Source organism: Peribacillus butanolivorans (assembly GCF_001273755.1).
GTDB lineage: Bacteria > Bacillota > Bacilli > Bacillales > DSM-1321 > Peribacillus > Peribacillus butanolivorans.
This window is the reverse complement of sequence record NZ_LGYA01000001.1, coordinates 2,782,704-2,803,889: the sequence shown is the minus strand read 5'-3', so window position 1 is coordinate 2,803,889 and position 21,186 is coordinate 2,782,704. Positions and strand designations below refer to the sequence as shown.

General features: G+C 37.5%; 19 protein-coding genes. 14 read left to right on the top strand and 5 right to left on the bottom strand.

Annotated elements, in window-relative coordinates; genetic code table 11:
- Nucleotides 1-101: 101 nt before the first annotated feature.
- Nucleotides 102-1,100, top strand: coding sequence for an NAD(P)H-dependent flavin oxidoreductase (locus AKG34_RS12765; protein WP_053346409.1), 999 nt, complete (start codon nt 102-104; stop codon nt 1,098-1,100).
- 419 nt (nt 1,101-1,519) lie between these two features.
- Nucleotides 1,520-3,907: a YhgE/Pip domain-containing protein gene (locus AKG34_RS12760; protein ID WP_236694941.1), complete on the top strand. Its 2,388-nt coding sequence runs from the start codon at nt 1,520-1,522 to the stop codon at nt 3,905-3,907.
- A 103-nt stretch (nt 3,908-4,010) separates the two neighbouring features.
- Here AKG34_RS12760 and AKG34_RS12755 read toward each other — a convergent pair whose 3' ends face one another.
- The 3 genes from AKG34_RS12755 to AKG34_RS12745 all read right to left on the bottom strand — a co-directional run bounded on the left by AKG34_RS12755 (nt 4,011) and on the right by AKG34_RS12745 (nt 5,883).
- Entirely contained in the window at nt 4,011-4,610 is a 600-nt protein-coding gene (locus AKG34_RS12755; RefSeq protein WP_053346408.1) for an exonuclease domain-containing protein, read from the bottom strand.
- A gap of 382 nt (nt 4,611-4,992) precedes the next feature.
- Nucleotides 4,993-5,526, bottom strand: a complete 534-nt coding sequence (locus AKG34_RS12750) for a tetratricopeptide repeat protein (protein ID WP_053346407.1) — start codon at nt 5,524-5,526, stop codon at nt 4,993-4,995.
- A 12-nt stretch (nt 5,527-5,538) separates the two neighbouring features.
- Entirely contained in the window at nt 5,539-5,883 is a 345-nt protein-coding gene (locus tag AKG34_RS12745; protein ID WP_053346406.1) for a helix-turn-helix domain-containing protein, read from the bottom strand.
- 366 nt (nt 5,884-6,249) lie between these two features.
- On the opposite strand from AKG34_RS12745, the gene AKG34_RS12740 reads away from it, so the two are divergent.
- The 9 genes from AKG34_RS12740 to AKG34_RS12705 all read left to right on the top strand — a co-directional run bounded on the left by AKG34_RS12740 (nt 6,250) and on the right by AKG34_RS12705 (nt 15,619).
- Nucleotides 6,250-6,807: a GNAT family N-acetyltransferase gene (locus AKG34_RS12740; RefSeq protein WP_053346405.1), complete on the top strand. Its 558-nt coding sequence runs from the start codon at nt 6,250-6,252 to the stop codon at nt 6,805-6,807.
- A gap of 224 nt (nt 6,808-7,031) precedes the next feature.
- Complete coding sequence (locus AKG34_RS12735; RefSeq protein WP_053346404.1) at nt 7,032-7,466, top strand: DMT family transporter; 435 nt, start codon at nt 7,032-7,034, stop codon at nt 7,464-7,466.
- 364 nt (nt 7,467-7,830) lie between these two features.
- Nucleotides 7,831-7,944, top strand: coding sequence for a DUF1572 family protein (locus tag AKG34_RS29685; RefSeq protein WP_169787523.1), 114 nt, complete (start codon nt 7,831-7,833; stop codon nt 7,942-7,944).
- Nucleotides 7,945-8,840: 896 nt separating this feature from the next.
- Nucleotides 8,841-10,475, top strand: a complete 1,635-nt coding sequence (locus AKG34_RS12730) for a peptide ABC transporter substrate-binding protein (protein WP_223305493.1) — start codon at nt 8,841-8,843, stop codon at nt 10,473-10,475.
- Nucleotides 10,476-10,603: 128 nt separating this feature from the next.
- Nucleotides 10,604-11,533: an ABC transporter permease gene (locus AKG34_RS12725; protein WP_053346403.1), complete on the top strand. Its 930-nt coding sequence runs from the start codon at nt 10,604-10,606 to the stop codon at nt 11,531-11,533.
- A complete protein-coding gene (locus AKG34_RS12720; RefSeq protein WP_053346402.1) occupies nt 11,533-12,462 on the top strand; it encodes an ABC transporter permease in 930 nt (309 codons plus the stop codon). The genes AKG34_RS12725 and AKG34_RS12720 overlap by 1 nt, the downstream gene beginning before the upstream one ends.
- A gap of 50 nt (nt 12,463-12,512) precedes the next feature.
- Entirely contained in the window at nt 12,513-13,526 is a 1,014-nt protein-coding gene (locus AKG34_RS12715; protein ID WP_053346401.1) for an ABC transporter ATP-binding protein, read from the top strand.
- A gap of 13 nt (nt 13,527-13,539) precedes the next feature.
- The gene (locus tag AKG34_RS12710; RefSeq protein ID WP_053346400.1) at nt 13,540-14,532 is read left to right on the top strand and encodes an ABC transporter ATP-binding protein; all 993 of its coding nucleotides are present in this window, start codon (nt 13,540-13,542) and stop codon (nt 14,530-14,532) included.
- Between the two features lie 232 nt (nt 14,533-14,764).
- On the top strand, nt 14,765-15,619 hold the full coding sequence (locus AKG34_RS12705) for a crotonase/enoyl-CoA hydratase family protein (RefSeq protein WP_201224176.1): 855 nt from the start codon (nt 14,765-14,767) through the stop codon (nt 15,617-15,619).
- Between the two features lie 246 nt (nt 15,620-15,865).
- Here the strand turns inward: AKG34_RS12705 and AKG34_RS12700 are convergent, their stop codons facing one another.
- On the bottom strand, nt 15,866-16,066 hold the full coding sequence (locus AKG34_RS12700; RefSeq protein WP_029714163.1) for a cold-shock protein: 201 nt from the start codon (nt 16,064-16,066) through the stop codon (nt 15,866-15,868).
- A 180-nt stretch (nt 16,067-16,246) separates the two neighbouring features.
- The gene (locus AKG34_RS12695) at nt 16,247-17,209 is read right to left on the bottom strand and encodes a D-2-hydroxyacid dehydrogenase (RefSeq protein WP_053346398.1); all 963 of its coding nucleotides are present in this window, start codon (nt 17,207-17,209) and stop codon (nt 16,247-16,249) included.
- Nucleotides 17,210-17,331: 122 nt separating this feature from the next.
- On the opposite strand from AKG34_RS12695, the gene AKG34_RS12690 reads away from it, so the two are divergent.
- The 3 genes from AKG34_RS12690 (at nt 17,332) to AKG34_RS12680 (ending at nt 21,122) form a co-directional block, all read left to right on the top strand.
- Nucleotides 17,332-17,880: a GNAT family N-acetyltransferase gene (locus tag AKG34_RS12690; protein ID WP_053346397.1), complete on the top strand. Its 549-nt coding sequence runs from the start codon at nt 17,332-17,334 to the stop codon at nt 17,878-17,880.
- Between the two features lie 375 nt (nt 17,881-18,255).
- Nucleotides 18,256-19,713 carry a CoA-acylating methylmalonate-semialdehyde dehydrogenase gene (locus AKG34_RS12685; RefSeq protein WP_053346396.1) on the top strand — a complete coding sequence of 486 codons (1,458 nt, stop codon included), beginning with the start codon at nt 18,256-18,258 and terminating at the stop codon, nt 19,711-19,713.
- A gap of 68 nt (nt 19,714-19,781) precedes the next feature.
- Complete coding sequence (locus AKG34_RS12680; protein ID WP_053346395.1) at nt 19,782-21,122, top strand: aspartate aminotransferase family protein; 1,341 nt, start codon at nt 19,782-19,784, stop codon at nt 21,120-21,122.
- Nucleotides 21,123-21,186 lie beyond the last annotated feature (64 nt).

Genomic DNA, 21,186 nt, shown 5'->3' with positions numbered 1-21,186 from the left:
TTTGCAGATAAAAATAATTTCTTGAAAATTTTGTCTTTAAGAAGTATGATAATCTTATAGTGTTATATTTTGGTAATATATTAAAATGGGAGGTTTTATAGATGAGAAGAACTGTACCTGAACACTGGTGGAATCAATTATCTTTACCAGTTATCTCAGCGCCTATGTTTTTAATTTCTGGTCCTGAATTAGTGAAAGAATGCTGTTTGAATGGAGTAATTGGCTCTTTTCCAGCACCGAATGCTCGGCCGATAGAAGTACTGGATCAATGGATGGGTGATATAAATAACACACTAATTGCAGCAAGAGATAAAGAACCCAGCAAGAAAATTGCTCCATGGGCAATGAATATGGTTGTTCACCGAACTTATAGCCGTCTTGAAGAAGAATTGGAATTAGTCAAAAAGCACCAACCTCCCATCGTTCTTACCTCTCTTGGGTCTCCAAAACATGTTGTAGATGTCGTACATAGCTATGGTGGGTTGGTCTTTTCAGATGTCAGCAGCGTAGAATTTGCCAAAAAAGCAGCAGAGTCAGGTGTGGATGGATTGATCTTAGTTGCTTCAGGAGCTGGCGGACATGCGGGTGAGATAAATAGTTTTGCTTTCGTTGACAGTGTAAGGACGTTCTGGGACGGAATCATTTTGCTTGCTGGATCCATTAGTACAGGTCACAGCATCTTAGCTGCTCAAGCTGCCGGAGCGGATCTTGCTTATATGGGTACACGTTTTATCGTGGCAAAAGAGAGCAGGGCAAATGATGAATATCGTGAAATGCTTGTCGAGTCGAATCATGATGACATTATCTTGACTGATGCATTTTCTGGGGTTAATTGTAATATGTTGAAACCAAGTATTAGAAAGGCAGGTATGGATCCAGATCAATTAGCAAAAAAAGAAAATGTCGATTTTGACAGCATGTCTAAATCATCAGATTCTAAAGCATGGCGTGATATTTGGTCCGCAGGACATGGTGTAGGGGCGATAAAGCAAATAGATACCACTGCTGGTATCATCAAACAGCTAGAAAAAGAGTATCAGGAATCCCTTGAGAGATTAACCGAGCAGGCGGGTAAATTAAAGGGTATTATATCAAAGTGATTTGAAAGCGCTTTATCAAGTTGTTCGAATTTTGTTGTTTTTTTGTTTGATGAGGGTATCCATTATGGGTACCCTTTTTTTAGTGCTACATACTATTTTAGAATACATTATTTTAACGGATTACATAATCTTGTATAAATAACCATTCAAAAATACTACAGATAAGAAGAAAAATTATGTGATTTTAAAAAGTAAATAAATTTGATATCCAGCAGTAGAAATGTTATATTATTTTTCGTGATAATGACCAGATGAACAATATAGTCATATTTTTTCTAGAAGAAAATATATATTTATAGTAAGGAAATAAAATATATATTTTTTAGATGATAAGCAGTCATGAATGTATTTTCAATTCGCTTTACACCGAAGTAGAGTAAATAAACGACATGTTTGTCGTATAGGAGGATTTGATAGGTGTGTTAAAATCGCTGAAAGGTGAATTATTGGCTATTATAAAAAAACCAATAATTCTCATTTCTATATTAGGAATTATTAGTGTTCCTTTACTTTATAGCGGGACATTTTTATGGGCATTTTGGGATCCGTATGGTAAGGTCGATCAATTGCCGGTTGCCATTGTCAATATGGATGAAGGAGCCGAGCTTAACGAATCAGAACTTACCATTGGGAAAGACTTAGTGAAAGAGTTAAAGGAGAAAAAGGACTTTGATTGGCATTTTGTCAGTCAGAAAGAAGCGAATGAAGGCCTGGCGAACCAGGACTATTACATGAAGATTGAAATTCCGAAAAACTTTTCGAAAAATGCAACTACCTTGCAAGAAGAAAATCCGGAAAAACTTGATTTAATATATACTTCAAATGAAGGGTATAACTATATTTCTACTAAGATAGGTGACGCAGCTTCCGAGAAAATTAAAGGTGAGGTTTCTGCGGCCGTTACAAAAACCTATGCTGAGTCAATGTTTGATAATTTGAAAGAAGTTGCTGATGGACTTGGATCAGCCAGTGATGGAGCAGGCGAACTGAAAGACGGGACCGATAAGGTAAAGGATGGGTCTAACGAACTAGGAGAGGGGATTAACTCTGCTAAAGAAGGTTCACAAAAAGTAGATGAAGGAATTGGTTCTCTACATTCAGGTTCAGTTGAAATCCATAAAAACCTGGAAACATTAGCTGAAAAGTCCTTGACCTTTTCGGATGGAGTGGGTTCAGCAGCTTCTGGCTCGAAAGAACTTAATCAAGGCTTACAACAATTTAGTTCTGGGATTGGACAAATGAAAGATGGGCAATCAAAACTTTTAGAAGGAGCCAAAAAATCTGAAGCAGGTTCTGGAGAATTAGCTTCAGGACTGCAACAATCTTTAGAAGGGTTCAATCAGATTGAAGAAAAGCTGCCTACTCTGACCGAGGGGGCAAATGGTGTAGCTACTGGTGCAAGCCAGCTCTCAGGTTCTTTGTCCGATTGGAGTGCTGCTACGAGTGATGCAAAAGCAGGAGCATCGAACGTTGCGGCCGGATTGGAAGAAGTTATTTCCGGTTTAAAACAACAATCTCAAACTGTAGATGATCCTGCAGAGAAAGCTCGTTTAGAAGGATTAATTGCTTCTCTATCTGGAATTAGTGAAGGAAGTAGAGGAGTAGCTGAAGGAGTAGGAAAACTATCCGCAAGTGCTTCTGAAATTGCTAAGGGAGGCACTAGTCTTAGTGAAGGGGCAAATCAGTTAGGAAAAGGCACCAATGCGCTCGGCGGTGGTTTTACTCAATTAAAACAAGCTCAAGATAAACTTGCCAATGGAGCGAATGATCTACAAAGCGGACAGGGTCAATTAGTAGCTGGATTGACAACATTTGGCGAAAGTATAGATTCAGCACAGAGTGGACTTGGACAATTAACGGAAGGCAGCAATAATTTGGTTAGTGGGCTTGATCAATTAGAAGATGGGTCGAAGCAATTATCAAATGGAACTTCTCAGCTATCAGAAGGTTCGAAAAGTCTGATTACTGGAACAGATAAGTTAAAAGAAGGTACATCAAGTCTTACAAGTGGCATGGGAGAGTTAGCGAATGGAGCTATTAAGCTTCAAGATGGAATCGCCAAACTTTCAGATGGTTCGGAAGAATTACATGACGAATTGAAAGACGGAGCAAGCGAAGCAGGTAATATAAAAGCCGATGAAGATGTTTATGACATGTTTGCAAGTCCAGTAAAGGTTGATAAATTGCCTATTAATAATGTGCCAAACTATGGAACTAGCTTTGCACCTTATTTAATTTCATTGAGTTTATTTATTGGGGCAATCGTTCTGACAATCATTTTCCCATTAAGAGATCCTGCTGTTATTCCTGCAAATGGATTAAGCTGGTTTATTAGTAAATACGGGGTCATGGCTATTATAGGAATATGTCAGGCTATATTGGTGGATTTGATATTAATATTAGGACTTGGAATTGAAGTCACTAGTCTGCCATTATTTTTTGTAGTAAGCATTCTTGCTAGCTGCACATTTATGGCTATCATTCTATTTCTTGGTTCAGCCTTTGATAATCCAGGTCGTTTTATAGCGTTACTCATATTAATTCTACAGCTGACCAGCAGCGGCGGAACTTTCCCAAATGAATTAGTTCCTAGCTTCCTGCAAGGGTTTACTCCATTCTTACCGATGACGTATTCGATTAATGCTTTTAGAGCAGTAATCTCAACTGGAGACTTTGGATTCATGTGGCATAACCTTAGTATACTTGCCATTTTCCTTGTAGTGGCATTAATACTATCTTTCGTATACTTCTTTTATAGATATAAAAAGATGAAAAACGTATTTACGGAAGATGCAGGTGAAGAATAATGAAAAAACAGCGACTCGAATAGGGTTCGCTGTTTTTTTGTATTTTTACCAGGATGTTTAAATAGAAAAGCAGGAAATTTATTTAGAATTTCCTGCTTTTCTATTATACCCAAGATTTTTGAGACGAAGGGGCATATTTTTTCATAGGATTTTTAGCAATAACATCTTTTAAATAGGGATAGCCCGAAGGACTAGGTTTTCGCAGCAGCTCCATTAGATAAGAAATGTCGTCCATTGCCCGGTGTGTTTGGAAATTTGTGATGTTATGAGCCCGCAGCAATGTTAAGAGTTTACTATTTACAAAACCGTATTGTTTCCATGGGACATTGCGCATTGTACAGAACCACTGATGGTTATTGATTTCTGGATACATATGGTAGAGGAAACTTCTGTCGAATGAAGCATTATGGGCAAAAATTGAGTCAGAACGATCTATAAAAGATTTTATTTTTTCATCGTGAAAGCTTTTTCCTTCGACAGAGCTATATGGAATTCCATGAACCCTGTATGCTTGATCATAATTTCTTCTTGCTTGATAAGAGAGAGGCTCTCTTAAAAACGATTCTTGATCAACAAGGTTAATAATTTCACCGGTTTCGCTGCTATAGGTAAAAAGAATAAGGGCAAGTTCGATAATTTCATCAGAAGTAGGACGCAATCCAGTTGTCTCTACGTCTAGTACTAAACCTAATCTATTAGACAATTAATTTTCCTCCATTTTGGCTACTTTTATCTATTATATCTGATTTTGGTTGCCTATTGAAAGTGGCGTATTTTTTAATGATAGTGTTCCTTTGAGATTTCAATTAATTTATTGTTAAAAAATTTTATAGACGATAACTAGAAACATATGAATTTGAGTAATAAAGGAAAAATTATTGAAGTTGCTCATGGGAAGCATAGAGGTGACGGAGTAATCGGTTAACTTTTATGCGAAAAAAAATTAGTTAGATCTACGATTGTTAGTGTAATTTCTATGCTTAATCATTAAATATTAGAAGATCACTTTCTTATTGATATGAAATAATAGGAAACTAAAAAAGGTAGAGAAATGCTTTTTAAAGCAATCTTTACCTTTGTATAATTCAATTCAGGACTAGTATAGATTGTAAGATTCTTTCTAATTCATGGTCGACTATTTGTACATATTCTTCGTTTTTTTGAATACTGAATATGGTTCTGGAGTGATTTAAATATTGCAGTCCTTCATTCTGTTGTTGAAGATGAATCAGATTTTTCCCGGTAAGAAAATGAAGTTCTGCAAATAAATATAAAGATTCGATAGAATTACAAATATTAATGCCTTTTAGCGTATAATTTAATGACTCTTGATAGCAATGAAGTTCGGTTAAGGTTTGAGCTAATCCATGAATGATTTTTACTAAAATTGTACCTTCCTGATTCACATGAGGAATATTCTCGATAAATTCCAATGCTTCATTGAAGATGATTATAGCTTCATCGTAATCCTTTGTTTTAAAGTGAATCATTCCAATACTATTTAAAACTTCTATCTCCTGTTGATGAAGAATTACCCGTTTGCCCATTGTAATCTGAATGGCCTCATTTAATAGATCAATAGCCATTTGTTTATTTTTGAACAAATAAAAAAAAGACATACCCTCATGCCATTAGAATTGATAAAATGATATGGATTTTTCCGGTGCTGTTGCCATTTCTTTTTGGACGATTTCATAAATTGCTTCATAATTACGTGTACGTTTATATCTGTTTATTAATAATTTAATAGTTTCTATGTAATTATAAATCGGTTCATTTTTGGTCGTAAAAAAATACGAAAGATCAACTTTAAGTTTATCTGCTAATAGTCCCAACTCATCAATTGTTGGTGATGAGATGCTTCTTTCATAATCTAACAAGGTAATAGGCTCACAAATATCTTTTGCTAATTCTTCTCTTGTGAGATTTTGTTTTATTCTTAATTCGTTGATAACAGAGCCAACCTCTATTTTCATTGTAATTGCCCCTTTATACCTATGTCTAGATTTACTATTGTAACATATTTTTTTTTTCAATATGATTACTGAAAAGATAGTATTATGTAACTACTTTTAAAACTGCTGTATCCTTTGAAATCCCTATCCTTCCTTTTTAATGGGAAAGCTTACTATCGCAGCTCGGGCGGGTATGGTTGGAACGGAACGGTTTACAGTGTTATTCTCTCACAAATTATTAGAGATTTGATTACTAAGGGCGGGCATCCCGATTCTGCATTATACCTTAAGGAAAGGAAATTAATGAAAAGTATTGTCCATTAATGCAGGTATCTCTTTTTCATAAATAGAATAAAGAAGATAGTGAATCCACGGGGGGATTGTAGGATGAGATTTCAAGAGTTAGAAACAGAGAGGTTGCGTTTAATAGAAATAGGTCACCAGCATACGGAAAGTCTGTTTGAAATTCTCTCAAAAGATGAAGTAACCAAATATGATGGGATAGAAAGCTTAATTCGAGTGGAAGAGGCTCGACGATTAATAGACTCGTTTAAAAGTGCATATATAAACAAAAGGGGGATTCGATGGGGAGTAGTGGTGAAAGATTCCGGGAAATTTATTGGTACTGTTGGTCTTAATCATTTGAGCATATCTAATAAACGTGCTGAAATCGGGTATGAAATCCATCCGGATTATTGGAGGAAACACTTTACATCGGAAGCTGTCAGAGAAGTATTACGTTATTCATTTGAAGAATTAAACTTACATCGAATGGCTGCATTAACCTTCCCTGATAATATTGCATCCACTAACCTCTTAAAGAAATTTGGTTTTAAGCAAGAGGGGAATCTTAGAAATTATATATTTCTTCGTAATCAATCGCATGATGCCGTGATATTTTCCTTGCTATATACGGAGTTTAAGCTGATACATCACCTAGTTTAGTCAGTTTCCCTAATTAATTAAGGCAGAATCATTGATAAATAGTTTAATAAAAAGATGTAAAAGGATATCCGGGCTGGCCATTTGGACCTTTTTTTGTATATAAAGAAAGAATCTGCATATTACCATTTGTTTTGATAAATAAGGGAATCTATACATATTTTTCATGATAAAATTAAATGAATTCATCATCACGTCCACTGGACATGAAAAGGAGCATATTTATTGTGAAAATTTTATTTCCGTTACTTGCGGTCCTAGGCGGCATTACAATAGCAATTCAAGGACAGATAAATGGCGGTTTAGGAAAAAAAGTAGGGGTAATTGAAGCCTCTTTCATTTCTTTTGGAATCGGGACACTTGCTTTATTATTTATTGTTTTGTTTGCAGGAAATGGAAATATTTCAGCTGTCACTTCTGTACCTAAATGGCAACTGATAGGTGGTCTCTTAGGGGCCATTTATGTCATAGTCATCGTCTTAGTAGTCCCTCAAATTGGAGTGGCCCCTACTTTAGTTGGGGTTATTTTAGGACAAATACTGATTGGAGCTGTCATTGATCATTTTGGCTTATTGGGTGGGGTACGTATTCCATTGGATGCGAAAAAGATAGCAGGTATTTGTTTACTCTTTGTGTCATTGTATTTATTTAATCATAAGTGAAGGAGAACAGAAATAAAATACTTAGAATTATTATGTTTTAATGAGGGCATAAAATGGATATTGGACATTTGAAGCACGCGGATTAGTCATTAACGCAACTAAACTTCGGACATGGATCCTGTGGGTCAGCGTGACTGACATCCACCAGTGCGATCATAACTTCTCTAATTACCCAATTTTTGTATGTGATTGGCTAGTGGGGTGCGTTCGTATTTTAAGATTAGCCAGTTTTTACTGGTTGATCTTTTTTTAATAGAATCTATTTTATCAGGAGCTAGGGTAGGACGTACAGGTGCGTGGGACATGATCCCGTGAACTAAATTGTCCACCCCCTAATTTAGGAGAACAAGAATTTTTAAAGAATATTTATATTCGTGGTGAAAGTCATACAGTACTTGGAGCAATAGAGAGACAGACATTAGGCCAAATTTTTTATATTGGTAATCAATTAAAAGATGAGAATTGGGAAGCCCCTTAGTTATCAAAAAGGAAAATCGGAAGAATACTTGCTACACAAGCTTAAAAAACATAAATGAAAGCAGCTATTGAGTTAACCATTTATAGAGGCCTTTTTAAGTGAATTAAGTTTATTAAGTATTCAGGCTCAATCCTTGTACAAGGAATTGTGTTTTTTGGGTGAGCGACCTTGGTTCATTAAGACGTACTAAAGACCACAGTTGTTGTTTTAGAATAAAGTTTGCTCAAATGATACTAATGACCTAAAAATAACAAATTGAAAGAGCTTGTTTTGAAAAAGGTTTGATCACTTCTGTGACCCTTATACAAAAATGGAATCTAATAAAAAGTGGTTAACTTGGGAAGTTGAGTCACTTAATAATTCAACCTCTTCTGAATAATGAGAAAAATATGTATAATTAAGAAGATCAAATATAGTTTCCAATCAAGTAAATATAAATATAGTGATTTGTACTTGTGAGTCTATAATGAAACGCATAATGAAGGGGTTTGAAGTTGAAATAAGTTAATGTTTCAATTCTTTTTACCTACTATATAAATCAAAATTACTAGCATTTAATACCTATCTTGTGAAAAAGTACTCATTGGTTTATTGATTTTTTAATTTATTCGTAATATACTTAATATTCAACATCTTTAATTCAAAGTATAGTACCCTTTTGCGAGGTTGAAAGGAAGGTGCTTTTAAGCTATAAAACTGCTGATTTTGGGTTTTTGAGAAAAAACGTAAATTTATGCAAACGCTTCGCTAGTTATTTTTGGTGAGTTTCTATGAATACTTCTAACTATCCTCGCAGAATATTTTAGTGTACTAAACCAGAAGTTAATAGATGGCAGAAGGATAATCTCTTAAACTAGGGATACTCCAAGAAAGACTAAAGATGAGGGGGAATATTTTTGAAAAAGTCTAAATTTTCAGTGCTTGCGCTTCTAATGGCTATTATGCTTGTGCTTGCAGCATGTAACAGCGGTTCGAAGGAAACTTCGAATGAAAAAGAAGGTGGCTCGAGTGACTCAGCCAAATCAAAAGTATTAAATGTAAACAACTCAAGTGAACCTGGTTCGCTTCATCCTGCTAATGCGCAAGGAACTCATGAATCATGGATTCTTGAACATACGTTTGAAGGACTGACTAAGAAAACAGAAGAAGGCAAAATCGTACCAGGTGTTGCAGAATCATGGAAGATCAGTGAAGATGGATTAAAATGGACATTTAAATTGAAAGATGGTTTGAAATGGTCAAATGGAGATCCGCTTACAGCGAATGATTTCGAATATGCTTGGAAATATGCATTGAAACCAGAAACAGCTGCTGATTATGCTTACCAACTTTATTATCTTAAAGGCGGGGAAGCTTACAACAGTAAAAAAGGCAAGGAAGAGGATGTAGGAGTAAAAGCAACGGACGACCTTACGTTAGAGGTTACATTGGAGCAGCCTACACCATATTTTCTTGATTTGACTTCTTTCTATACTTTCTACCCGATCGATAAAAAGGTACAAGAAGAAAATCCAAAATGGGCTTTGGATGCCAAAACACATGTATCAAACGGTCCATTCAAGTTAACGGAGTGGAAACATAAAGAAAGCCTGAAAATCGAAAAGAATGAAAATTACTATGATAAAGACAAAATCAAATTGGATGCCGTTAATTTTGCTCTAATTGAAGATGAAAATACTGCATGGCAAATGTATCAGAGTGGCGAATTGGACATCGCTTATCCACTACCAGTGGATGTACAAGGTCAATTGGTTAATTCTGGAGATAAAGAATTCAAAAATGGAGCAGAACTTGCTGTCTACTATTACAACTTTAATACTAAAGTAAAACCTTTCAATAATGCTAAAGTAAGAAAAGCGTTATCAATGGCTATCGAACGTAAAAAAATTACGGATAATGTTGCTCAAGGTGGTCAAAAGCCTGCCTTTGGAGTAGTCCCGCCAGGTATTCCTGATGCAAGTGGTGATTTCCAGGAAAATACAGGTGACCTTTTTGCGGAAAATGTTGATGAAGCTAAGAAATTGTTAAAAGAAGGATTAGCTGAAGAAGGCATGAAAGAACTTCCTGATTTTTCAATTTTATATAATACATTAGATTCTCATAAAAAAATTGCTGAAGCTGTTCAAGGAATGTGGCGCGATAACCTAGGTGTTGAAGTTACACTTGAAAATGCTGAATTCCAAGTTAAACTTGACCGTGAAAAAGCTGGGGACTTCGAGATTTCCCGTGCAGGATGGGTTGGTGACTATGTTGATCCGATGACATTCATGCTTTGGGAGACAGACGGTGCCTATAATGATGCGGATTGGTCCAACAAAGAATATGATAAATACTTAAAAGAGGCGAAATCTACAATGGAACCAAAAGAACGGATGGCTGCTTTGCATAAAGCAGAGGAAGTTCTGATTGATGAAATGCCGATTCTCCCGGTTTACTTCTATACAAAACCATATATGGTTAAATCGAATGTTACTGGGGTTTATGCACCAATAAACGCTTATCCGAACTTTATTTACGCGGATAAAAAATAAAAGAAGGATGAAAATAGGAGGTATGTCCGATTATGGACATACCCTATTTTTCAATTGCGAATTTGAATATTTCATGAATTCATTTCCGTTTTCAACTCCTTAGAAAATCGATGATTGGGGTGATTACCATGTTGAGATATACATTAAATCGTTTTAAATGGGCGATTATTACTTTATGGGCGGTTATTACATTAACGTTCATTATAATGCATACGATTCCGGGAAATCCATTTGCGAAAGAAGGAGCAATGCCTCCCGCTGTTTATGAAAATCTTCAAGTCCACTATGGATTGGACAAGCCTTTGTTGACCCAATATGGAAATTATTTATTGGAAGTCGTTCAATTTGATTTTGGTCCCTCTTTGAAATCCTCATCCATTTCTGTGAATGATTACATTTTGAAGGGATTCCCAGTGTCCTTGCATTTAGGAGCGCAAGCACTGGTGATTGCCATCTTTTTTGGGCTCATTTTAGGTGTAGTGGCATCACTGAAACGAAATAAATGGCCTGACTATTTATCAATGGTCATTGCCATCGTCGGGATATCTGTTCCGAACTTTATTTTGGCGACTATTTTAATCAATTATTTTGCAATAAAATGGCATATATTCCCAGTGGCTACATGGGCGACATGGCAGCATACCATATTACCATCCATTGCCCTGTCGATGATGCCTCTTGCTTTCATTGCCAGATTGATGCGGACAAGCATGCTTGAAGTAATGGGACAGGATTACATTTTGACCGCAAAGGCTAAAGGGTTAAAACGTAGCGGTGTCATAATCAAACATGCGATCCGAAATGCTTTATTGCCGATTATCACGATTCTTGGTATCCTAACGGCTAATATCGTTACAGGAAGCTTCATTATTGAACGTATTTTTGGTATTCCGGGCATGGGAGATATGTTTGTAAAGGGAATATCCAATCGAGACTACCCGGTCATTCTTGGTTCCACAATTGTGTATAGTGCAGTGCTTATCCTATTGATATTCATCGTTGATATAGCCTATACGTTGATTGATCCTAGAATTAAAGTGACGGGGGAGAAAAAATAATGGCAGATAAAGTACATTTAACCGAAGATATGTTCCTACCCGCTGAAGGAAACTTTAAGGAAGCTGAAAAAATTGCTAGGCCAACGGTTTCATATTGGTCTGACGTCTGGCGTCGCTTTAAAGAAAATAAACTAGCAATGACGGGGTTTGTTCTAATTATCCTGTTGGTCTTGCTGGCTATTTTTGGTCCGTATATTAACGGATATACTTATTATGGTCAAGATTTCGAGAAAAAGAATCTTAGCCCCAATGCCGAGCATTGGTTTGGGACGGATTCATCAGGAAGGGATTTATTTACGCGAGCTTGGTATGGTGCAAGGATATCCTTGTTCATTGGCTTGATGGCGGCGCTAATAGACTTTTTAATTGGTGTCCTATATGGCGGGATTTCAGCCATTCGTGGCGGACGCACCGATAATATAATGATGAGGTTTGCTGAAGTGATCTATGCGATCCCTTACCTATTGATGGTTATCTTGATGATGGTCGTATTAAAACCTGGTATATTGCCGATAATCATAGCCATGTCGATTACAGGATGGATTCCTATGGCCCGACTGGTAAGAGGGCAGGTTTTACAATTAAAAGAGAATGAATATATTCATGCGGCAACCATCTCTGGTGCTAATACGAGCTGGACTTTAAGAAAACACATGATTCCAAATACAATGGGACCAATCCTTGTCAATTTAACGTTGACTGTACCTACGGCGATTTTTGCCGAAGCTACATTAAGCTTTTTGGGACTGGGTGTGCCAGCACCTCAGGCAAGCTGGGGAACGTTGACCAGTGATGCTCTGGGAAGCATTTTGGTAGGGAATTTCTATCAACTTTTAATCCCGGCGATATTGATCTCATTAACCATGTTCGCGTTTAATGTGGCTGGTGATGGACTACAGGATGCCCTAGATCCAAAACTACGGAAATAAATGAGTCATAACATAAAGATTTTGATAATACTAGAATAGGAGGGACGATGATGGAGAACCTATTAGAAGTTAACGATTTACACATCACCTTCCATACGTATGCAGGAAAAGTACAAGCTGTTCGCGGCGTGAACTTTGAAGTGAAAAAAGGGGAAGCAGTCGCCATCGTTGGAGAGTCCGGATGCGGCAAAAGCGTTACTGCAAAATCGATCATGCGATTATTGGAAACACCTCCAGCAGAGTATGGAACAGGGTCAATATCATTTGGTGGTAAAGACCTTATTAAAATGAGTGAAAAGGAAATGCAGAAGATTCGTGGAAATGAAATCAGCATGATTTTCCAGGACCCAATGACTTCGCTCAATCCAACGACTAAAATCGGCAGCCAAATTATGGAGGGTATTTTAAAGCATAATAATAATATCTCTCGAAAAGATGCATATGAACGAGCGTTAGAAACGCTTAAACTGGTTGGTATTCCTCAGCCGGAAAAAAGGATGCAGCAATATCCACATGAGTTTTCAGGGGGCATGCGCCAGCGGGCGATGATAGCGATGGCTCTAGCCTGTGAACCGAAATTGTTAATTGCCGATGAACCAACAACGGCATTGGATGTAACGATACAAGCTCAAATTTTAGAACTGATGAAAGATATCCAACGTAGAATGGATACTTCCATCATTTTAATCACTCATGATCTAGGTGTGGTTGCGGAAACTTGCGAAAGGGTAGTAGTCATGTATGCAGGTAAAGTTGTGGAAACAGGTACAGTTGAAGCAATATTTGCAAACCCGCAACACCCATATACAAGAGGATTGCTTAAAACGGTGCCAAGGCTGGATATGGAAAAAACGGCTCCGTTGGTACCGATTATCGGATCACCACCGGATTTGTTAGATCCGCCTAAAGGATGCCCATTTTATCCAAGATGTGAATCTGCAATGAAAGTGTGCAAAGAACATGACCCGGAACTTGAGGTAGTAGAAGAGGGACAGACAGCTGCATGCTGGCTTCACCATCCAATGGCAAAAGCAACACGCGTACAAGCACCGACTAATGTTTAAAGGAGGAGAACCAATGGTTTCACTAAAGAATAAGTCAGTAAAAGAAAAGACAGTCAACGAAAATTCTCCTCTTGTTGAAATAAAGAATCTGAAGAAATATTTCCCTGTTGGTTCTCAGTCGCTGAAAGCGGTAGATGGTTTGGATCTCAAAATCTACGCAGGGGAAACTGTCGGACTTGTTGGGGAAAGCGGTTGTGGAAAATCTACTGCTGGGCGTACGATAACCCGCCTTTATGAACCGACAGAAGGAGAAGTTCTTTTTCAAGGGAAAAATATTTTTGATTACAAACCTGGTGAAATGTCACATATTCGCCGTGAAATCCAGATGATCTTCCAAGATCCTTACGCTTCCTTAAACCCAAGGATGAAGGTAGAAGAATTAATTGGTGAACCACTTGCCATTCATGGGATTTCAAAAGGTAAAGAGAGAAGAAAACGGGTGGAAGACCTGTTAAAACTAGTTGGTCTAAGTCCGGAACATATCACTCGTTTTCCGCATGAATTCAGTGGCGGACAACGTCAGCGTATCGGAATTGCAAGGGCGCTGGCATTGAATCCTAAATTCATTGTTTGTGATGAACCAATTTCTGCACTTGATGTTTCAATCCAAGCTCAAGTAGTAAATTTATTAAAAGAGTTACAAAAAGAAATGGGCTTGACTTATTTATTCATCGCCCATGATTTATCAATGGTCAAGTATATTTCAGATCGTATTTTAGTCATGTATCTTGGGAGAATGATGGAACTTTCAGATAGTGATTCTTTAACGAAGGATCCGCTTCACCCATACACACAAGCCTTGCTCTCTGCAGTGCCGATACCAGATCCCACTATTAAACGGGAAAGGATCGTACTAAAAGGCGATGTACCAAGTCCGATCAATCCGCCGAGCGGCTGTGTATTCCGTACTCGTTGTCCGAAAGCGATGGAGATATGTTCTAGCGCTGTGCCTGAATGGAAAGAACAAAAACCTGGGCACTACGTTGCTTGTCATTTATATTGGTAAATAAAATAATGAGGCCAGTTGCAAAATCTGCGGCTGGTCTTTTTTTGAAAATACACATTAAAAAAGCTTTTTATTTTCAGGAAAGATGCCACTAGGTTGTTAGAAAATATTTTTTATAGATTTATAATAATTAAATCTAGGAATTTGAAAATAAAACATATAAAATGTAATTATATGTAAAATTAAAATTACCCAGAAATGGCTTCATTTTGTGAGATAAGGAGGAACAATGTTGTATTCCACAATAACTAGTGAAATTGTCGATCATGTCATGATTATTACACTTAACCGTCCTGAAAGAATGAATGCCTTTAATGAAAAAATGTGTGAGGAAATGATTCGTGCTTTTGATGAAGCGGATGAAAATGATGACGTGCGTGCCATTATTTTAACTGGGGCAGGGAAGGCTTTCTGTGCTGGCATGGATTTGGAAAAAGGTGCAGAAACTTTTATGGATCACACTCCTTTAGTTGAGTACCGTGATGCAGGTGGTGTTTTATCATTAAGGATTTTTGAGATGAAGAAACCTATAATAGCAGCCATTAATGGAGCAGCGGTTGGTATTGGTATAACTATGACTTTGCCTATGGATATTAGAATTGCTTCAACTGATGCGAAAATGGGGTTTGTTTTTGCAAGGCGAGGTATTACAATGGAGGCTTGCAGTGGTTGGTTCCTGCCTAGACTTGTCGGAATGGGGAAGGCATCCGAATGGATTTTTACTGGAAGAATGATTTCAGCTAAGGAGGCCTATGAGGGGAGACTAGTTAACAAGATTGTAGAGCCTGATGAATTGATGCCAACTGCAATGGAAATCGCATCTGAAATAGCGGAAAATACCTCTTCCGTGTCTGTGACATTATCTCGGCAGCTAATGTGGACTATGCTTGGAGCAAATCATCCAGTTGAATCACATAAAATAGAATCGAAAATGCTTCATTGGACCGGAAAGCAAGCTGATGCACAAGAAGGAATCGAAGCTTTCTTAGAAAAACGGAAAGCTGAATTTACAATGAAGAGCAGCTCTGATATGCCGCCGTTTTACCCGTGGGGTCTGGATCGAACATACGAATCAGATAAAAAATAAATGATTAATTCTGTATTGAAATTATACTTAGGAACTGTGTGAGAATTTTTACTTTTCGGATAAATTAGGGTTTCTTTTCTTAGTGTGTTATACTGTGTTTACCATTTACTAAACTTGTTTCATATTCCCCTATTCCTTGTGAATAGGGGTTTTTTTATTTTCAAAAAAAGATATTCTATAAAGAGTATCTTTATTCGAAAAAAAACAGACTCTACAAGTAGAGTCCGTTATATATTGTATTTAAAATTATGCTTTTTGAACGTTAGTAGCTTGGGGTCCACGTTGACCTTGCTCAACTTCAAAAGTAACTTCTTGACCTTCGTCTAATGATTTGAATCCTTCGCTTTGAATAGCTGAGAAATGTACGAATACATCGTCTCCGTTTTCGCGTTCGATGAAGCCAAATCCTTTTTCTGCGTTAAACCATTTCACTTTACCTTGTTCCATTGTTCTCCTAGTGTGAATCCACACAATGTGTTACTACCCTTGCTCAATCTTCAGACGAAAAGTGTTTCACTTATCAATCTTCCCGAACAAAAATAATTCTTATTAAATATAACAGATAATGTCGGAATCTGCAAGCTAACATAGTAAGATTATTTTTTGTGAAATTGCTATGAAGATTCGTTAATATCCTTTCTTGTAATTAAGTAAATTTGTTGTAAGGTTTTTACCGTTGAGATAGTTCCTCAAATTGGGAATGAAAATATCTTCAATCAATCGTTTGTCGTAATATTCAGTGTTTCCGGATGTGTGTGGCGTGATGATGACATTGTTCATTTCCCATAAAGGGCTACTTTCCGGAAGTGGTTCAGTTTCAAACACATCTAGTCCTGCACCTGCAATCTGCTTGTCCTTAAGCGCTTGAATCAATTCATTTTGAACAACGAGAGATCCTCTTCCAATATTAATGAAAAAAGCGGAAGGCTTCATTAACTTGAATTCGTTTGTGCCGAACATATCCTGTGTTTCTGGAGTCAAAGGTAATGTCACGACAACATAATCACACTTAGGGAGAAGATCATTCAATTGTTTCTGGGTGAACATCTCATCGACATATTCTTCTGATTTACCAGAATGACGAACCCCTAATACGGTCATTCCAAAAGCCTTGGCAATTTTAGCTGTTTCCTTCCCGATTTTTCCAACCCCAATGATGCCTATAGTCTTTTCGTGAATTTCCTGCTTCATATCAGCGTGGTGCCAAGTCTTTTCCTGCTGTTGCTTAACATATGTATCTATTTTTCTTGTAAAGGCGAGCATTAGGGCGAAAATGGTCTCTGAAATGGGATATGCATGGACACCATTTGCAGTCGTAATCTGCACATTCTTTTGTTCTAATTTTTCCAGTGGCAAAGCATTCACTCCAGCACTCCATGTCTGGATCCATTTCAATTCACTTGCTTCATATAATATAGATTCGTACATTTCTGATTTCCAGCCAGCGATTATTTCCGCATCGTTTATATGATCCTGCCATATTGCAGGGGCTCTTCCACTAATTACAGTCCAATCGGGAATCAATCCTTTAACTTGCTGCAATAAATGTTCATTCAGGTTTTGGGTAATAATGAGTTTTTTATTTGGCATAATCATCATCCTCTATCATTTTTCTGAATTATACGTAAGTTTTGAGAATAATTCAATTGGAAACAGTGATTACTAAGCAATCTTGATATAATACAAATATCTAACAAGGATGGGGTGTAATCATGAAGGTGAAGGATATATATGGGCAGCTACCAACTTTAGAAACAGAACGTTTAATTATGAGGAAAATCACTATGAAGGATGCTGAAGATATGTATGCATATGCTTCCGATAGTGAAGTATCTCGTTTTGTCACGTGGGAACCGCATCGTTCACTATCTGATACAAAAGATTTTATCCAATTCGTGTTACAGAATTATGAAGATAATAAGCTTGCTCCATGGGGAATTGAATACAAGGACAATGGTGAGTTTATTGGTACTATCGACTTTGTTTCATGGCATTTGAATCATCAAATCGCTGAAATAGGGTATGTCCTTGCTCCACAATATTGGGGAAATGGCATGATAACGGAGGCTGCCAAAAAGGTAATAGAGTTTGGTTTCGAAAATATGAATCTTGTTCGTATTCAGGCCCGCTGCTTTGTGGATAATCTTGGTTCAGAACGGGTCATGCAAAAGTCTGGAATGTCTTTTGAAGGTATTTTGCGAAAAGGTATGTTTGTTAAAGGTAAGCATGAGGACCTGAAATTATATTCAATTATTAAATAATCATACATGAATGAAAGGATTACGAAAAATCTATAAGGGTTGCTGTACTTTTAAAGGGATGGACTTATAAATGTTGAAGAAGTCAAACCAAATCTTAGGTTACTCACTGTTTCCGTCTATGTGAAAATTCTGGAAAACATTCATTTCCCATTTTATCAAGAATAATAGAAAGGAAACTGACAGCCTTCAATTTGCATTTCTAGCTCTCGCAAATTTTGACGAGGAATATTCCCTGGCTCTTTGAAGATATGAAATTTAAAAACAAACAAAATGTGCAAATAATCATTCAAAAACTATACAAAACGTCTAATGTAAAAAGTCCGTTTAAAAAATATAATAAAACTATGAAATCGGGTTGAAATGGAGGGTGTCTTAATGGCAGTTATTAATGATGTAGAAACGTTGAAAAATTATATAGGTGGCAAGTGGGTAGAATCCACAACCTCAAAACATGAAGAGGTGCCTAATCCGGCAACAGGAGAAGTGTTGGCGATTGTACCGCTTTCCACAAAAGAAGATGTCAATCAAGCAGTTCGGGTGGCAAAAAATGCTTATAAAGAATGGAAAAAGGTAGCTGTACCTAAAAGAGCTCGCTTCTTATTTCGCTACCAGCAATTGTTGATTGAAAACTGGGATGAGCTTGCGAAGCTCGTCACCATTGAAAATGGAAAAAGCTATACAGAAGCATATGGTGAAGTTCAACGTGGCATTGAATGTGTGGAATTCGCTGCAGGTGCGCCAACCTTAATGATGGGCAGCCAGCTTCCGGATATTTCTCCGGGTATTGAATCGGGCATGTACCGTTATCCAATGGGAGTAGTAGCAGGCATTACTCCATTTAACTTCCCAATGATGGTTCCATGTTGGATGTTCCCGCTTGCGATTGCCTGTGGAAACACATTTATTCTAAAACCTTCTGAAAGAACGCCTCTCCTAGCCAACCGTCTTGTTGAGTTAGTAACAGAAGCAGGTGTTCCAGATGGTGTTGTAAATATTGTCCATGGGGCACACGATGTGGTGAATGGGATATTGGAGCATGAAGACATTAAAGCAGTATCTTTTGTTGGCTCCCAGCCAGTTGCTGAGTATGTATATAAAACAGCAGCTGCTAATAAAAAACGCGTTCAGGCTTTATCAGGAGCAAAAAATCATTCAATTGTAATGCCTGATGCAGATCTGGATAATGCAGTAACCAACATTACCAACGCTGCTTTCGGATCTGCAGGTGAGCGCTGTATGGCCGCTTCAGTAGTTGTTGCAGTAGGAGAAGTGGGAGATCTGCTTGTAGAAAGATTAAAGGCAGCAGCTGATGAAATCAAGATTGGGAATGGAATGGATAAAGAAGTTTTCCTTGGCCCAGTCATTCGTGATACTCATAAAAAGAGGACGGAACAATATATTGAGATTGGTGAAAAAGAAGGGGCGGTTCTCCTTCGTGACGGTCGAAATGAAGGTGATCAGGAAAACGGCTATTATGTAGGACCAACATTATTTGATCATGTTAAAACAGATATGAAAATTTGGAAGGATGAAATTTTTGCTCCTGTTTTATCAATAGTGCGGGTTAATACACTTGAGGAAGCAATTGAATTAACTAACCAATCCGAATTTGCTAATGGTGCCTGTCTCTATACAGATAGCGCGAAAGCTGTCCGTGAATTCCGTGAAGAAATTGATGCTGGAATGCTAGGGGTGAATCTTGGTGTACCTGCTCCGATGGCGTTCTTTCCATTCTCCGGCTATAAAAGCTCATTTTATGGAGACCTGCATGCAAATGGAAGAGACGGCGTAGAATTTTACACAAGGAAAAAAATGCTAACAGCAAGATACTGATATAGAAAGGAGGTCGACGCTATTTATGGTCGGCCTTCCTTTATACAATTATAAGAGGAGTGGGGATTATGCAGGTTGAAAAACAAGGTCAAGATCTTAAGACGATAGATGAAAAATATGTTTGGCATCATATGAAAGGAGCTGGACCGAATCCTGGGACAATGGTCGTTCAAAAAGGGGAAGGGGCATGGATCACGGATGTTGATGGAAATCGTTATCTTGACGGGATGTCAGGATTATGGTGTGTCAATGTTGGTTATGGACGGACAGAACTAGCAGAAGCAGCTTACGAGCAGTTGAAGGAACTTCCTTATTCTCCTTTAACAAACAGTCACATTCCCGCTATTAGGCTTGCTGAGAAGTTAAATGATTGGCTGGGAGGAGATTATGTAATTTTCTTCTCGAACAGTGGTTCAGAAGCAAATGAAACCGCTTTTAAAATTGCCCGTCAGTATCATCAGCAAAAGGGTGAACATGGACGCTATAAATTCATTTCCCGTTATCGTGCTTATCATGGAAATTCAATGGGAGCGCTTGCAGCGACTGGGCAGGCACAACGGAAGTATAAATATGAACCACTTGCGCCAGGGTTTCTTCATGTCTCACCTCCTGATTTATACCGAAATCCAGAAGACGAAAGCGGTGAAAAAAGTGCTGCGGAAATTGATCGTGCCATTACATGGGAATTAAGTGAAACGGTAGCGGCAGTTATTATGGAACCAATTATTACTGGCGGAGGGATTCTGATGCCTCCTGATGGATATATGAAAAGGGTTAAAGAAATTTGTGAGAAAAATGGAGTTCTTCTTATTTCAGATGAAGTTATTTGCGGTTTTGGCCGTACTGGGAAGAAGTTTGGATTTATGAATTATGATGTTCAACCAGACATCATTACGATGGCAAAAGGGATTACTAGCGCTTACCTGCCGCTTTCCGCTACAGCTGTAAAACGTGAAATTTATGAAGCGTACGCTGGTTCCGAAGAATATGACCGCTTCCGACACGTAAATACATTTGGTGGCAATCCTGCTTCCTGTGCCTTGGCTTTGAAAAATATGGAGATATATGAAAATGAGAAACTAATTGAACGGTCCAAAGATTTAGGTCTTCGTTTGCTACAAGAATTAGATGAAATTAAGTCTCATCCAAATGTTGGAGATGTCCGTGGCAAAGGTTTGTTGGTTGGAATTGAACTTGTAGAAGATAAACAAACAAAACAACCGATTGATATTTCCAAAATCAATAAAGTAATTGCATCGTGCAAAAATAAAGGACTCATCATCGGCAAGAATGGTGATACCGTTGCTGGTTACAATAATGTCCTGACGCTTGCACCTCCGTTAAGTATTACTGAAGAGGATTTTTCTTTTATTGTAATGACGGTAAAGCAAGTATTAGCTGAACTGTAAAAAATATTAATAAACAGTGGGAACAGAATCTATTTTTCTTCTGTTCCTTTTTTGTATATAAAAG